The 15,759-nt window shown below is 46.6% G+C and carries 10 protein-coding genes; 7 read left to right on the top strand and 3 right to left on the bottom strand.

Annotation, left to right across the window (positions count from 1 at the left end; all coding sequences use genetic code 11):
- Nucleotides 1-579 precede the first annotated feature (579 nt).
- Together H735_RS21920 and H735_RS21915 are read left to right on the top strand one after the other, a co-directional pair.
- Complete coding sequence (locus tag H735_RS21920; RefSeq protein WP_020195042.1) at nucleotides 580-3,333, top strand: cation-translocating P-type ATPase; 2,754 nt, start codon at nucleotides 580-582, stop codon at nucleotides 3,331-3,333.
- A gap of 183 nt (nucleotides 3,334-3,516) precedes the next feature.
- Entirely contained in the window at nucleotides 3,517-4,251 is a 735-nt protein-coding gene (locus tag H735_RS21915) for an RNA methyltransferase (RefSeq protein ID WP_020195041.1), read from the top strand.
- A gap of 90 nt (nucleotides 4,252-4,341) precedes the next feature.
- On the opposite strand, the gene fdxA is transcribed toward H735_RS21915, so the two are convergent.
- Nucleotides 4,342-4,665, bottom strand: a complete 324-nt coding sequence (gene fdxA, locus H735_RS21910) for a ferredoxin FdxA (RefSeq protein ID WP_005431654.1) — start codon at nucleotides 4,663-4,665, stop codon at nucleotides 4,342-4,344.
- Nucleotides 4,666-4,897: 232 nt separating this feature from the next.
- On the opposite strand from fdxA, the gene H735_RS21905 reads away from it, so the two are divergent.
- The 5 genes from H735_RS21905 to udp all read left to right on the top strand — a co-directional run bounded on the left by H735_RS21905 (nucleotide 4,898) and on the right by udp (nucleotide 12,277).
- Complete coding sequence (locus tag H735_RS21905; RefSeq protein ID WP_009707141.1) at nucleotides 4,898-6,517, top strand: NAD(P)/FAD-dependent oxidoreductase; 1,620 nt, start codon at nucleotides 4,898-4,900, stop codon at nucleotides 6,515-6,517.
- Nucleotides 6,518-6,863: 346 nt separating this feature from the next.
- Nucleotides 6,864-7,283, top strand: coding sequence for a CBS domain-containing protein (locus H735_RS21900; protein WP_005437523.1), 420 nt, complete (start codon nucleotides 6,864-6,866; stop codon nucleotides 7,281-7,283).
- Between the two features lie 63 nt (nucleotides 7,284-7,346).
- A complete protein-coding gene (locus H735_RS21895) occupies nucleotides 7,347-8,798 on the top strand; it encodes an MATE family efflux transporter (RefSeq protein ID WP_005437521.1) in 1,452 nt (483 codons plus the stop codon).
- Between the two features lie 100 nt (nucleotides 8,799-8,898).
- A complete protein-coding gene (locus tag H735_RS21890) occupies nucleotides 8,899-11,205 on the top strand; it encodes a zinc/cadmium/mercury/lead-transporting ATPase (protein ID WP_020195040.1) in 2,307 nt (768 codons plus the stop codon).
- 313 nt (nucleotides 11,206-11,518) lie between these two features.
- Nucleotides 11,519-12,277, top strand: a complete 759-nt coding sequence (gene udp, locus H735_RS21885; protein ID WP_005437517.1) for a uridine phosphorylase — start codon at nucleotides 11,519-11,521, stop codon at nucleotides 12,275-12,277.
- Nucleotides 12,278-12,435: 158 nt separating this feature from the next.
- On the opposite strand, the gene H735_RS21880 is transcribed toward udp, so the two are convergent.
- Complete coding sequence (locus H735_RS21880) at nucleotides 12,436-13,596, bottom strand: DUF1887 family protein (protein WP_020195039.1); 1,161 nt, start codon at nucleotides 13,594-13,596, stop codon at nucleotides 12,436-12,438.
- Nucleotides 13,597-13,761: 165 nt separating this feature from the next.
- On the bottom strand, nucleotides 13,762-15,753 hold the full coding sequence (locus tag H735_RS21875) for a methyl-accepting chemotaxis protein (protein WP_027726603.1): 1,992 nt from the start codon (nucleotides 15,751-15,753) through the stop codon (nucleotides 13,762-13,764).
- Nucleotides 15,754-15,759 lie beyond the last annotated feature (6 nt).

Genomic DNA, 15,759 nt, shown 5'->3' with positions numbered 1-15,759 from the left:
CAAATTTGTATGCAGTATTCAGCCATGTCTCTTGTGGTTTCTCTTTGTTGTTAAGTTGAATAAATATGCTATTTGCATAACTCGAATGTGATGTATTTCGACTAGCTAAATTTGGTCATTATTTATTAGCAATTTTTCTATCTTCCCTTGCAAATCTTTTCGGATAGTTTGCATTTTTGTCACGCTTGTTAGCCACTCTTAATAAAACCATCTTGTAGAAAAATTACACTTTTCGGGAAAAATGAAGTGTTTTTTCAGTCTAATCGGGGTCTTATTCATGTTTGTTTACACTTGATTGATCTTTTGTATGGCAAAATAAAATCGAGATTGATTGGGGTCAAAGATTCGTCCGCATTCGCTATCTGCCTATCTGAAAGTTAATTACAAGTATTCATCGGTTCGGGTAGGTTATTTTTACTCGCTGGCATAACACTGAATAGATTCTTGATAAATATTCAAAATGAAAATAAACGGTGAGACGGTGACTAGCGAGGCGATTTAACTCAATTCTATTCAGCGAATGCTTTTTATCAGTTTGAAATTGTACTGATGTCGCTTGAATGCTTTTTGGAGACCCCCATGACTAAAAAGTGGTTTACTGAGTCGGTTGAAGAAACACTGACTCAATTTAATGTATCAACTGAGCAAGGTTTGACTTCGGAAGAAGTAGAGCAGCGTCAGGTTGAACACGGCAAAAACGAGCTACAAGAGCAAGAAGGCAAATCTGCCCTTGAGCTATTCCTACACCAATTTAAGAACCCATTGATCTTCATTCTGGGTATTGGTGCGATTGTTTCCTTCTTTACTGGTCACCTTGTGGATGCGATTGCCATCACGGTGATCATCTTCATCAATGCCATCATCGCATTTTGGCAAGAATTTAAAGCTCAGAAGGGCATGGAAGCGCTGCGCGAAATGGCAGCGCCAACGGCACAAGTTCGTCGTAATGGCGAATGGGTTGATGTGTTGGCACGTGACATTGTGCCGGGTGACATTCTAAAGATTAATACGGGCGATATCCTTGCTGCGGACGTGCGCATCATTGAAGCGAACCGTCTTGCGGTAGATGAAGCCGCACTTACTGGTGAGTCTGAGCCGGTTGATAAAATCGTTAAGGTGATTGAAGACGAAACCGTCGGCCTTGGTGATCAGCGTAATATGGGCTTTATGACCACCATTGTGACTACTGGTACAGGCTTAGGTGTGGTTGTCAGCACTGGCATGAAGACCGAAGTTGGCCATATTGCGGACATGATGGCAAACACCGAAGAGACCAAAACACCAATGCAAGAGCGTATGGATACCATCGCGAAAACCTTGATGGTCGCGGCTTTAGGTGTGGTTGCTGTGGTTTGTGGTATTGGCCTTTATCACGGTATGCCTTGGCTGGAGATCTTGAACACGGGTATTTCGTTGTCGGTAGCGGCGATTCCAGAAGGTTTGCCAACAGTTATCTCAATTGTTTTGACCATGGGCTCAACACGTATGGTGAAGAACAACGCATTGGCGAAACAGCTATCTGCGATTGAGACGCTGGGTTCCACCACGGTTATCTGTTCAGATAAAACCGGTACGCTGACACAGAACCAAATGCAGGTAATGAAAGCGTACGATGCAAGTGGTCGTTACTGGGAAGTTTCGGGCAAAGGCTTTAGCCCTGAGGGTGAATTTAAGCCGCTAGGCCACACGGTTGATGCGAAGCAAAGCCCAGAGATGATGAAAGGCTTAGTGGTTGCGACCCTGTGTAATGATGCGGAATACATCAAAAATGGCGATAACTCGTCTGTGCGTGGTAACCCAACCGAAGGCGCATTGATTGTTGCAGCGGCAAAAGCGGGTCTGGAGCAATCAGACATGTTATCGACAGGCGGTTACTCTATCGTTGAGAAGTTCCCGTTTGATTCTGCACGTAAGATGGCGTCAGTGATTGTCAAAGGACCGGATGGTAAGCACTTCCTTGCTATTAAGGGCGCGCCAGATGTTGTGTTGCGCAATGCCTCTGGCTTTATGGTCGACGGTGGTGAGCTACCTACAGCACCAACGATGTCGACAGGCAGCTTAGCGTTAGCAGCAAGCCCAGCAGAAGAGGTGATTGCGAACTACGAAGCGGCAATTCAGGACTTTGCAGAGCAAGCGCTTCGCACTTTGGCAGTAGGTTATAAAGAGCTTACTGAAGATGATCTCAAGCGTGATCCTACTGAGCTAGAAAAAGATGTGACCGTACTTGGTTTGTACGGAATCATGGACCCTCCACGTCCAGAAGTTCGCGACGCAGTAGAAAGCTGTTATAACGCAGGCGTTCGCACGGTGATGATCACTGGTGACCATGCACTTACTGCAGCGGCAATTGCACGTGAAATCGGCATTATTCGCAGTGAAAAAGACTTGGTCATTACGGGTGCACAACTGGATGAAATGGATGATGAAGCGCTACGCAAAATCTGTCCGGAAGTTGCCGTCTTTGCTCGTGTAACACCAGAACACAAGCTGCGCATTGTTCAAGCTCAGCAACACAATAATGAAGTGGCAGCGATGACAGGTGACGGCGTGAACGATGCGCCAGCTCTTCGCCGTGCGGACATCGGTGTTGCAATGGGTATCACCGGTACATCGGTAGCCAAAGACTCGGGCGATTTGATTCTACTGGATGACAACTTCAGCACAATCGTGAAAGCCGTGCGCCAAGGTCGTCAGATCTTCGATAACTTGCGTAAGTTTATTCGTCAAGCACTGACGGCGAACGTGGGTGAAGTCTCGGTTATCTTGTTCGCCTTCTTGATGATGGGGCCAGAGGCGATTCTACCACTTACGCCGCTAATGATTCTATGGATCAACCTAGTCTCAGATGGTCTGCCAGCGCTGGCATTAGGTGTAGAACCTGAAGAGAAAGATCTGATGGAGCGTAAGCCGCGTAAGCGTAACGAAAGCTTCTTCAGCGACCATCTGGGTACACGTATTGTGACACGCGGTTTGGCATTGGGCGGTATGAGCTACTTGGCGTTCAACTGGGCACTGAGCAGTGGTCAAAGCGCGCAGTATGCACAAACAATGGCGTTCGCAATGCTGATTTTTGCTCAGCTATGGCACCTGTTTGACTCGCGTACGTTTAACTCGCTATACCGTAAGAATCCGTTCACCAATAAATACCTATTGGGTGCTGTCGCGGTCTCGGCGACGCTGTCTCTTGGCGTGATTTACACCGGTCTTGGTCAGTTGATCTTTAACACCGAGGCATTGAGTGCTGGTCACCTATTTGGTGTGATTCTTGTGTCTTCACTGCCGACGTTCATTTTGTCTGGTATCAAAGAGATGACGAAAACCAAAGTCGTTTAAGAATGGTGATGTCGATTCTTTCAGCATAGGGAAGCGACAGATACCTAAAGCTCGCCGAGAGTGATAGCTTGGCGGGCTTTTCTTTTCTCTCAAGCAAGGCATCTCTTTAGCTGTGCGAAGGTTTACTCTATAATCCCCCCGTTTTCATCTGGTACTTCACCAACTTTCATCTGGGATATTTTCATGATTTCAAAAAACCAACTAAAACTGCTGCGTGCTTTAGGTCAAAAGAAGCAGCGTAAAGCGCACGGCTTATTTCTGGTTCAAGGTGAAAAGAACGTACTGGAATTGGCGAACAGCTCACTCATGGTAAAGCAGATTTTTGCGACTGCTGAGTTTCTAGAGCAGCACAACCAAGAACTAAATGGCTTCGAGTGTATTGAAGCGTCACTAGATGACTTAACTAAAGCAAGTACGCTGGTGAGCAACAATGCAGCCATTGCTGTGGTTGAAATTCCAAACGTAACAGTGCCTCAGGCAAAAGGCTTGATGATCGCATTGGATGGCGTTTCTGATCCGGGCAACCTAGGTACGATCATTCGCGTAGCGGATTGGTACGGTATCAAGCACATCATCGCGAGTACAGATTGTGCCGATCCATACAACCCAAAAACCATCAGTGCAACCATGGGCAGCTTTGGTCGCGTGCAAGTGAGCCTAGTGGATTTACCAAGCTACCTAGAAGAGGCAAATTTGCCAGTGTATGGCGCTTTCCTTGAAGGCGAGAGTGTGCACAAGACGGAATTCTCAGCAGAAGGCATTTTGTTGATGGGCAGTGAATCTCACGGTGTGCGTGAAGCGGCATCGAAGTTTGTGACCGACAAGATTACCATTCCAGCGTTTGGCGGTGCTGAGTCTCTAAACGTGGCAATGGCGACAGGTATTATTCTGGATAACATGCGTCGTCAACACAGCTAATCGCAGCAACGAATCATAGATACAAAAAAAGCGTAACGAGCCAGACTTTTTCAAGTTGAGGTTCATTACGCTTTTTTCGTTTTAATGCGCTTATTTTTCTAGCATGTCCAACTTGTTTGGCACGCCGTTCCACTTTTCCGCTTCATCCATTGCTGGCTTCACTTCAGTTTGTACCGGCCAGATTTCTGCAAGTTCTGCGTTGAGCTCTTTGTAGATCACTTGATCTTCTGGAAGCTCGTCTTCTTGGAAGATGGCGGCTGCGGCACATTCGTCCACGCACAAACCACAGTCGATGCACTCAATCGGGTTGATTACCATAAAGTTTGGGCCTTCGTGGAAGGCATCAGCAGGGCATACCGCGACACAGTCAGTGTATTTACATTGGATACAGTTATCGGTTACGACAAACGCCATGATAATCAGCTCTTAAGTTAGTCAAAATTGAAGAATGGGGATAATACTCATCCCAAGGCAAAATTCAACATTCGCTACGTTAATTCCGCCGCGCAACTTGGATTTAGTATGACAGACAAATCAATTTCTCGTAAAATGCGCGCCATTGTGAGCTGACTGCTTTTTCACCCTTGATATTAACGAGGAGAAAATAGCAGTTCTGGCTAAGACACCTACCATAACGAGACATCACATGATTCGTATTAATGAAATTAAACTTCCTCTTGATCATGAGGAAGGCGCGCTATTGGACGCGATTACTAAAAAGCTTGGCATTGCTGCTGAGAAAGTTATCTCTTTTAATGTCTTTAGACGCGGCTACGATGCTCGTAAGAAAACCAATATTCATCTTATTTACACGCTAGATATCATCGTTGAAGGTGATGAAGAAGCGTTGCTAGCGAAATTTGAAAAAGATCCGCACGTTCGCCAAACACCAGATATGGAATACAAGTTTGTAGCGAAAGCACCAGAGAACCTAACAGAACGCCCAGTGGTGATCGGTTTTGGTCCTTGTGGTCTATTTGCAGGCTTGGTTTTGGCTCAAATGGGCTTTAACCCAATCATCGTTGAGCGTGGTAAAGAAGTACGTGAGCGTACTAAAGACACGTTCGGCTTTTGGCGTAAGCGCACACTAAACCCAGAATCAAACGTACAGTTTGGCGAGGGCGGCGCGGGTACTTTCTCTGATGGTAAGCTCTACAGCCAAGTGAAAGATCCAAACTTCTACGGTCGTAAAGTGATCACTGAGTTTGTAGCAGCAGGCGCACCAGAAGAAATTCTATACGTAAGTAAGCCACACATCGGTACCTTCAAACTGGTTACTATGATCGAGAAGATGCGCGCGAAAATCATCGAGCTAGGTGGTGAGATCCGCTTTAGCACTCGTGTTGACGATCTGCATATGGAAGATGGCCAAATCACAGGCGTAACGCTATCAAACGGTGAAGAGATTAAATCTCGTCACGTTGTTCTAGCGGTAGGTCACAGTGCTCGTGATACCTTTGAAATGCTGCACGACCGTGGCGTTTACATGGAAGCGAAGCCGTTTTCTGTTGGTTTCCGTATCGAGCATAAACAGTCGATGATCGACGAAGCACGCTTTGGTCCAAACGCAGGTCACCCAATTCTTGGCGCGGCAGACTACAAATTGGTTCACCACTGTAAGAATGGCCGTACGGTTTACAGTTTCTGTATGTGTCCTGGTGGTACTGTTGTTGCGGCGACTTCTGAAGAAGGTCGCGTAGTAACCAACGGTATGAGCCAATACTCTCGTGCAGAGCGTAACGCGAACAGCGCAATCGTAGTGGGCATCTCTCCAGAAGTTGATTACCCAGGTGATCCTCTAGCAGGTATCCGTTTCCAACGTGAACTAGAATCGGGCGCTTACACACTCGGTGGCGAGAACTACGACGCACCAGCACAGAAAATCGGTGACTTCCTGAAAGGTCGCGATCCAAGTGCACTGGGTGATGTTGAGCCATCATTCACTCCGGGTATCAAACTGACTGACCTGTCAAAAGCGCTACCTGCGTTTGCTATCGAAGCGATTCGTGAAGCAATCCCAGCATTCGATCGCAAGATCAAAGGTTTTGCATCAGAAGATGGTCTACTGACGGGTGTTGAGACGCGTACGTCTTCTCCAGTTTGCATCAAGCGTGGTAAAGACTTCCAGAGCATTAACTTGAAAGGTTTCTTCCCTGCGGGTGAAGGCGCAGGCTACGCGGGTGGTATCCTTTCTGCGGGTATCGATGGCATTAAAGTGGCCGAAGCGGTAGCTCGTGACATCGTCGCTTCAATGGAAAACGCATAATTTAATCGCGTGATATAGCATCGAAAGCCAGCCTAAATCTAAGGCTGGCTTTTTTGTTTCTGCTGCATAGCTAGTTATTTCTTTTCACCCTTCTTATATTGACTCACTCCTGACTCGAACCATGTTCAAGCTTTGTATATTCTTTGCTCACAGCCAAGCAGGTGGTCGATGGAACTTTAAATAAATATGCAACTTAGTATTCATTGCTTTGCGTTATGTATCAATTCAGATAAAGATCAATAGACTACACCTATAAATAAAATTGCTAATTTCCATTTAGTAAAATCAAGAAATTAGACGACACTTATCTTAAAGGCAGCAAAAACGTGCCGCTAAGGAGATAAGAATGCATTCACTTAAAGTTAAAGATTACATGACGTTACAGGCAGTGACTTTCACCAAGAACATGTCGTTGACGGCGGCTTTGGACAAGGTGATGCAAAGTGTTACTCTAGGTGGGCCTGTTATCGACGAAAACGAGAAAGTCATCGGATTCCTTTCTGAACAAGACCTTTTAGACAAACTCGTTAAAGCCAGTTACCACTGTCAGGACACACACACAGTAGAAGAGTGCATGCACTTAGACGCGCTATCGGTATCGCCTGAAATGTCGATCATCGAATTAGCTGACATGATGAAAGTCGGTAAACCTAAGATGTATCCGGTGGTGGATGACAAAGATAAGCTCGTTGGTGTGATTACAAGACGCGATGTTTTAAGAGCCATCGGCAAAACACTGAACGAATGTTTCAAACATCCCGTTTAAGAACAAAACAATAAGTATTAAGACGAAAGACGCCTCGGCGTCTTTTTGTCGTTGAGGAAGAATATGTCCACGCAAGACGCGAAGTTTGTCCAAGGTTCTACGATGCGCCACATCTTAGTGATGTCTGGCGCTGGTTCTGTCGGTTTGATGGCACTGTTTGTCGTCGATCTGCTCGATATGTTGTTCATCAGTATGCTAGGGCAGGTAGAGCTTGCTGCGGCTGTCGGTTTTGCAGGAACGCTGATTTTTTTCTCAACCTCTGCATCCATCGGTACTTCGATTGCTATGGGGGCTTTGGTCTCTAAAGCGATTGGCGCAAAGGATTTTGAACGAGCAAGGTTGATGAGTGGCAGTATCATGCTGGTGGCCTTTATGATCAGCTTGGTCATTACCATTGGTATGTTCATCCACATCCCAGAGTTATTAGCTGCCATAGGTGCAGAAGGGGTCGCTGCCGAGCGTGCTGAAGCTTATCTCAATATTCTATTACCAAGTGCACCGATACTCGCACTGGGTATGTCAGCCGGTGCTGGACTGCGTGCAGCGGGAGATGCGAAGCGCTCTATGTGGGCGACTTTGGCAGGTGGTATTGTTAACGCGATTCTTGATCCGCTGTTTATCTTCGTCTTCAAATGGAACGTAGAAGGAGCAGCAGCGGCGTCTGTTATTGCGCGTTTTACGGTATTGGCTTTCTCCCTTTACCCACTAGTAAAAGTGCACAAGCTGGTTTCATTCCCTAATCTCGATATCGTTAAAATTAACCTTAAGCCGATTTTGGCGATTGCCGTGCCCGCCATTATTACGAACACTGCTACGCCGATTGGTAATGCGATTGTGACCACTCACATTGCCCAATTTGGTGAGGATTTTGTGGCAGGTTTTGCCGTGATAGGGCGTTTAACTCCAGTGTGTTTTGCGGTGATTTTTGCTTTGTCTGGTGCGGTCGGCCCAATCATTGGTCAGAACTTTGGTGCGGAGCGGATGGATCGCGTGAAGCGAACTCTGACCGACTCTTTGCTGGTGACTACTATTTATACTCTCGCCGTATGTGCTCTTCTTTACGTCCTGCAAGATTACATTGTTGCCATGTTCAGCCTAACGGGTGACGCTGCGATTATTGTTGCTGCTTTCTGTACCTATGTGGCGATTACGTTTGTGTTCAATGGTACTTTGTTTGTCGCCAACACGTCCTTCAATAACCTTGGTAAACCGCTGTACTCAACGGCGTTGAATTTGGGCAAAGCGACCATCGGCACGTTGCCTTTCGTTTACTTCGGTTCTCAATGGTATGGCGCTCTTGGTGTGCTTTACGGCCAAGCAGTGGGTACGATTGTTTTTGGTTTACTTGCACTGGTAGTGCTGAACAAGCACATCAAAGATCTGATGCAGAACTTTGGTGAAGACTTGGTGGAAGACGATCCCGCCATCACTTGCGTTAATACTCAGCCTTTCTGTTCTCACGATGCGGTATTGATTGATGAGGTCGCCACCGCTTTGGAAGAGGAAAAAGCGTAAATTTTCCTAATTTCACATAAATACGCTTGACCTTGGAGTTAGCTCTAAGGTTTATTCTTAGCGGTAGATAGAGACTTATCACCAATAAGGAAAGCGAATTATGTGTACGAAACATCAAGGTTGCCAATCAGGCAAAATCAACTCTGCGGTGGCGCTAGGTGCAAACGACTCTTGCTGCGCACCGGCAAAACCTGCTCTTAATATTACGCAAGCAAGCGTAATCACTTCAGAGGATTCTTGTTGCAGTGGCGGAAGCTGTAGCTCGGATTCTCTTGAAGATGAAGGCCCTGCCGAACCCCTTGAATCCTCGATTCGCCATAGCTGGTTAGTGTCAGGCATGGATTGTCCTGCCTGTGCTCAAAAACTTGAAAAAGCCATTTCTTCTGTTGAAGGTGTCACGAACGCTAAAGTCTTATTCGCGACTGAAAAACTGGTAGTGGATTTTGATAACCGTGCACTCGCGCCTGTCATTGAGCAAGTTTCTCAACAAACCGGTTTCCCACTGACTTCGACAGATGCGCCAAAACCAAAAGCCGAGAAAAAAGGTTGGTTAGGCGTTATGAAAGACAATGTTCAAATCCTGTCTATCGCAGGTGCGATGGCGTTAGCCGGTCTTATCTCTGATTTACATCCAACTTTCAGCACGTGGCTCTTCACGTTGACGTGTTTGCTTGGTTTGTATCCGGTTGCGATGAAGGCGGTCAAGTTAGCTCGTAGTGGTACGCCATTCGCGATTGAAACGCTGATGAGTGTCGCGGCGCTGGGTGCTCTATACCTTGGTGAAACCGCTGAAGCGGCGATGGTGCTATTGCTTTTCCTTATTGGTGAAAAGTTAGAAGCATACGCATCATCTCGTGCGCGTAGCGGCGTTCAAGCATTGATGGATCTCGTTCCAGAAAATACCACTCTGATTGTGGATGGCGAACGTCAAGAAGTGCCTGCGTCACAACTACAGCCGGGTGACGTGATTGAAGTCGCGCCGGGTGGTCGTATGCCAGCTGATGGCGTACTGATGACTCAAGCGGCAAGCTTTGACGAAAGTGCGTTAACGGGCGAGTCTGTTCCGGTAGAGCACAACGAAGGCGGTAAAATCATGGCAGGTGCCGTGGTTGTCGACAAAGTCGTGCAGGTGAAAGTAACGTCTCGCCAAGGTGAGAACGCGATTGACCGCATCCTACATTTGATTGAAGAAGCGGAATCACGCAAAGCACCACTTGAACGTTTTCTAGATAAGTTCAGCCGTTGGTACACACCATTGATGATGCTTGTCTCTCTATTAGTCATCATCACACCGCCATTGTTGTTTGCTCAACCTTGGGAAACGTGGGTATACCGTGGCTTAGCATTGCTGTTGATAGCATGTCCATGTGCGCTCGTCATCTCTACGCCAGCGGCGATCACTTCTGGCTTGGCGGCAGCGGCAAAACGAGGCGCACTGATCAAAGGTGGTGCAGCGCTTGAGCTACTGGGTCGTGTTGAATCTGTAGCATTCGATAAAACGGGCACACTGACACAAGGCAAACCGCAAGTAACTGATGTGGTTCCACTCGATGTAACAGAAGAGCAGCTATTAAGCTTAACGGCGTCGATTGAGATTGGCTCAAGCCACCCGCTAGCAATTTCTTTGGTGAACAAAGCACAAGAGCAAGGCATCAACATTCCTGAAGCGGCAGACAAAACGGCGCAGGTTGGTTCTGGTGTGACAGGGCTTGTTGAAGGCAAATTGGTTCAAGTGATTGCGCCATCGAAAGCCGATTTTGCCATCGCGTCTGACATCGAACAGCAAGTCGTGGCGTTGGAAGACCAAGGTAAGACGGTGGTTATCGCTCGCCACGATGAAGAAGTTATTGGTTTGATTGCGTGGCAAGACACACTTCGCCAAGACGCTCAACAAGCGGTTGCTGCACTGAAAAAGCTTGGTATTTCATCAGTGATGTTAACTGGCGATAACCCTCGCAGTGCCGAAGCAATTGCGAATCAAATTGGCCTTGATTACAAAGCGAGTTTGCTACCAGCAGACAAAGTGCACTACGTAGAAGAGATTTCAGCGCAGCACACTGTCGCGATGGTGGGTGATGGCATTAACGATGCGCCAGCAATGAAAGCTTCCAGCATTGGTATTGCGATGGGCGGTGGTACTGACGTTGCACTTGAAACGGCTGACGCTGCACTGACTCACAACCGTTTGATCGAGCTAGCAGGCATGATCGAGCTATCTCGTGCGACGCTGAATAACATCCGTCAGAACGTTGCACTTGCGCTGGGTCTAAAGGGTGTGTTCTTGGTAACAAGCTTACTAGGTATTACTGGCTTGTGGGTTGCGGTACTTGCCGACAGTGGTGCAACGGCATTAGTTACACTGAATGCTCTGCGTCTGCTTCGCTTTGAATCAAAACAAGTGAAATAAATCAGTTAACAGCTGAGCGATGAATAAGAAGCCCAAGGCAATTGTGTCTTGGGCTTTTTTGTGTCCATAAAACGGTAATCACTGTGCTGAATAATTCGTTTGGCAAATCACTCATTAGTATGCAACGAAATGATCTTTTGGCTATTAAAGTGTGATCTAAACCGTTTTTATTTGAAAGTGTAGATTTATTACATTGTTTCATTGTGACTGTGATCACTCAATGTTGGTGAAAGGTTCGCTACAGTGCATCTGTACCCAACAACTTATTAATGAGCTTATTGTTTACAAAATAAGCCACAACAAGGAGCGACTTATGTCTCAAGCTGTATTCCATTTAGGTGTTACTGAAGCGGATCTTAATGGTGCTACTCTAGCAATCATTCCAGGCGATCCAGCGCGCGTACAAAAAATCGCAGAAGAAATGGAAAACCCAGTATTTCTAGCAAGTCACCGTGAATACACGCTATACCGTGCAGAGCTAGACGGTAAACCTGTTGTGGTTTGTTCTACAGGTATCGGCGGTCCATCTACGTCTATCGCAGTAGAAGAACTAGCGCAGCTTGGCGTTCGCACTTTCCTACGTGTTGGTACGACTGGCGCAATCCAGCCACACGTAAACGTAGGTGACATGATCGTTACTACAGGTTCTGTTCGTCTAGACGGCGCGAGCCTACACTTTGCTCCAATGGAGTTCCCAGCAGTAGCAGACTTCGAAATCGCAACAGCAATGAAAGCAGCTGTTGAAGAGTCTGGTGCAACCGTTCATATGGGTGTGACTGCTTCAAGTGACACTTTCTACCCTGGTCAAGAGCGTTACGATACGTTCTCTGGTCGTGTTGTTAAGCGCTTCCAAGGTTCTATGCAAGAGTGGCAAGACATGGGCGTTTTGAACTTCGAAATGGAGTCAGCAACACTGCTAACCATGTGTGCAAGCTCTGGCCTGAAAGCAGGTTGTGTGGCGGGTGTAATCATCAACCGTACACAAAAAGAGATTCCAGATCATTCAACGCTGAAAGAAACGGAAGCTCGCTCAATTAAAGTTGTAGTAGAAGCAGCGCGTAAGATGCTTTAAGCACAACATTTAGTTGGCATTTAAACAAACGGGAAAAACCAGAGGTTCGCCTCTGGTTTTTTCTATCTGGCAGTTTTGTCTGAGTATTCATACAACAAATCTGACGCAATAAAAAAGCAGCTCGAGGCTGCTTTTTGATTTTTGTTCGATATTGACGATTAGATTTCGTCAGAACCACCTGCGGCTTCAAACCAAGCAGTTAGGTGAGTTTTGAGATCTTTCAGCTCGTCTGGGCCGATAAGTGCTAACCCTAAGTCTTCAGCACGAGTGATGTCGTTATGACGCAGCGGACGGAAGCTGACCAGCATGGCACGAGCTTGTAGACCACCTAACAGATCACGCAAAGATTCAAGCTTGTACAAGGTGTCATCGCCATCATCGCGCATGCCTTTGGTCTTACATTCGATGATGTGAAGTTTGTTGTTCACCACTGTTGCGACATCAAGTTCATTGCGAACTTCGCTTTCACCGAGTTTGCGATAAACCTGCACGTTCAATGAACGGTCTTGGATCGTCGGCATGGTGTCTTGAATCTGCTTCACAGTGCTGTGCACTAGCGTTTCTAACCATTCACCGTTAGAGAAACGACGAGCGTCTTCATCCGCAAACGTCAGCACGCCATTTTCGTATGTCGCGATTTGTGCCTCGACCAAATCGGTCAGCAGCATGTTCAGCTCGCGATAGCCTTGTTGTTTCTCAGAAAGCTCAACATCCAGCTTCTGCTCTTTACGACAAGTGGTTGCAAGGTAGTTCAACGTAGCAAGGCCAGGGCCAAGCTCAAGTGCGTTAGATGCCCAGCGTTCACCCAGTTCGTAAAGCTTTTGGTCAAGTTGAGGAGGAAGGTCTACGTGGTGGAATTCACCGCGTGCGCCGAAAATAGTGAGGTAATCAGAGATGGTAATGTGGTCTTCTACTTGTGTATCTTCTTTGCCATCTGGGTAAAGCCAGCACAGTTTGTCACTGTTTGGTTCTACTACGAAGATAGGCCAACGGTAAGTACGGAAGACTTCGTACACGGAAAGCAGGCGGTGACGTAGGCCACAACTTGCATTGAGTTTAACTTCTTCACCTCGGTCGTGGAGGTCTTTTGCCAATTTGTGGACAGATTGTTTGATCAGAGAAGTGTTTACTGCAGAAGGAATTTCAAAGAATTCAGACGTAATTTCTCGCTGCTCTAATACTGCGCTCAGTCGCTCGTACATATCGGATTGGCTCTTGTCGCCGATGAAGACGATATGTGTACTTACAGTGCGATTATCCAAAAGAGGAGTGACTAATCTCACTGGATCTTGGTCGATAATACCAACATGAACAGCCATAGGTTTTCCTTCTTATTTGGCTTGCTCGAAAAGAGAAAAGAAAAGGGATGAGCAAGCCATATAAACCATATGTAGACACAGCTCATAAAAAACAAGGGCGACTTCAATAAAAAGTCACCCTTATACAGTTGGTTGCAATAAATCCGTTAAATTTGGCCGCGGATTTTATAGCTTAAATCGATGAACCAGTTCGTTTTGCTGATGCGCTAATTGCGTCAAAGATTCACTAGTTTGAGCAATGCTCGACATCGCATGGTAGCTTTGATCGGCAATGCTATTGATGTCTTCAATGCTGCGCGCAATATCCGCTGAAGTCTCGCTCTGCTCTGCTGCCGCTTGAGATATGTGGGTACTCATCTGGCTGATTTCGATAATAAGCGCTTGGATTTCTTCCATTGAACTGTTTGCTTTTGAAGCTTGCTCAACGGACATTTCCATATCACTCATACAGCTCTGAATAACTTGGCTAGCAGACTGCGAACTCGATTGAAGGTTACTGATCATTGCTTCAATCTCAGTTGTCGATTGTGTGGTCTTGGAAGCCAGCACGCGAACTTCATCCGCAACAACCGCAAAGCCACGACCTTGTTCACCCGCACGAGCGGCTTCAATGGCAGCGTTGAGTGCCAACAAGTTAGTTTGTTCAGCGATGTTACGAATCACGTCGAGAATCGAACCGATTTGGCCGCTCATTCTCTGTAGCTCAGAAACCGCAGACACAGATTCATTCAAACGCGTTTCTAACTGGTTAATGGTCGAGATGTTACTGTTCATAACGTTGCGACCTTGGTCAGAAGCCGTTTCTACACGCTGAACCATTTCTAGTGAGCCTTGTGCACTTTGTGCGACTTCTTGAACCGAGTGAGACATCTCTGTCATCGCTGTCGCCACATTTGCGGTTTGCTCACGCTGTGAGTTCAACTGACCTTGCGCTTGAGAAGAGGTTTGCTCATTCGTTGAAGCGGTTGAAGCAAGGTTTTCTGAAGCGTCGTTAAGCTTCACAAGAATGTTGTGCAAACTGTCTGCAAGGGTATTGATATGCCCACTTACGCGGCTAAATTCGTTGTTGTGACGGTTTTCAATACGCTGTGTCATGTCGCCTTCTGTCAGGCTTTCTAACACTTTCAAGATGCGTGTTAGTGGCTCACGGACACTTTGTGCGATGTGGTAACCGATGGCGGTTGCAAACAGAACGACAATCACAGCAATTACAATCGCTTTGGTCACGCCTGCTGAGTAAATGTCTCCTGCATCCGCTAAAGATTCGTTGAGCTTGTCTGTTGCGGTTGTTGTGAACTGCTCAAGAATCGACATGCTTGAGTCAACTTTGGTGGCAAGGTTCGCAATGTTGTTGTAAAGCGCCGCACGAGCCGAAAGGTAGTTGTTGTGTTGGTCTAACACACCGCCACGCATACCGACGTCACGTGTGAATTGTTCTACTGATTCACCAAAAGCTTTTTGAAGCTCAGGAAGTTGAGTTACCAAACCACGGAATGCGTAGTTGAGGTGTGTGACGGCCTTGCGGTTTTTCGCTACGGCTTCAGTTACAAACTCAGGGTTCGAGCTTGCTAAGGCATCGGACGTAATGACTTCTGCATCTTTCAATTTGATGAAGTAGCTCTTTGCCATCACTTTTACAGAGATACTGGATTGGTCCGCCACGTACTCTTTCAGACCAACAGAAAGCTCAGTGTTAAGTTGCTGGAAGCGACGAGAAGACTTTTGCACTTCTTCTTGTGCAGCGAACATGGCTTCGTAGTTATTCATGGCTTCTTTTGCTTCAGTAAAATAGCTCTGCTCAAGTTCTTTAAGCTGAGAAAAAGGTTCGGCAAGAGAAGGGTAGATTTGGCTCGCGACTTCAAGTTGGCTCAAGGTCGCTTCAAAGGTTTGTTGAGATTTGGCAAATTCCTGACGCATCTCGTCCATGCGTTGTTTATTCTCTGTGGTCAGGAAGTCTTTAAAAGATTTGTCTGCAGAAAGCAGTTCAACACTGGTTTGGTTAGATAATGAAACAAGTGGTAATGAAGACTTAGATACCGTCTCAAACTTACCGTGAATATCATTCATGCCCCCCATCATAATGGCAATCGTGACAGCAAACAGGACGATGATCAGTGCGAAGCCTGCATACATCCGTTTAATAACTGAACCTCGCATAAGTGA

The sequence above is a fragment of the Vibrio owensii CAIM 1854 = LMG 25443 genome, assembly GCF_000817815.1.
GTDB classification, from domain to species: domain Bacteria; phylum Pseudomonadota; class Gammaproteobacteria; order Enterobacterales; family Vibrionaceae; genus Vibrio; species Vibrio owensii.
The sequence above is the reverse complement of the archived record's forward strand: the minus strand, read 5'-3'. Positions and strand labels throughout refer to the sequence as shown.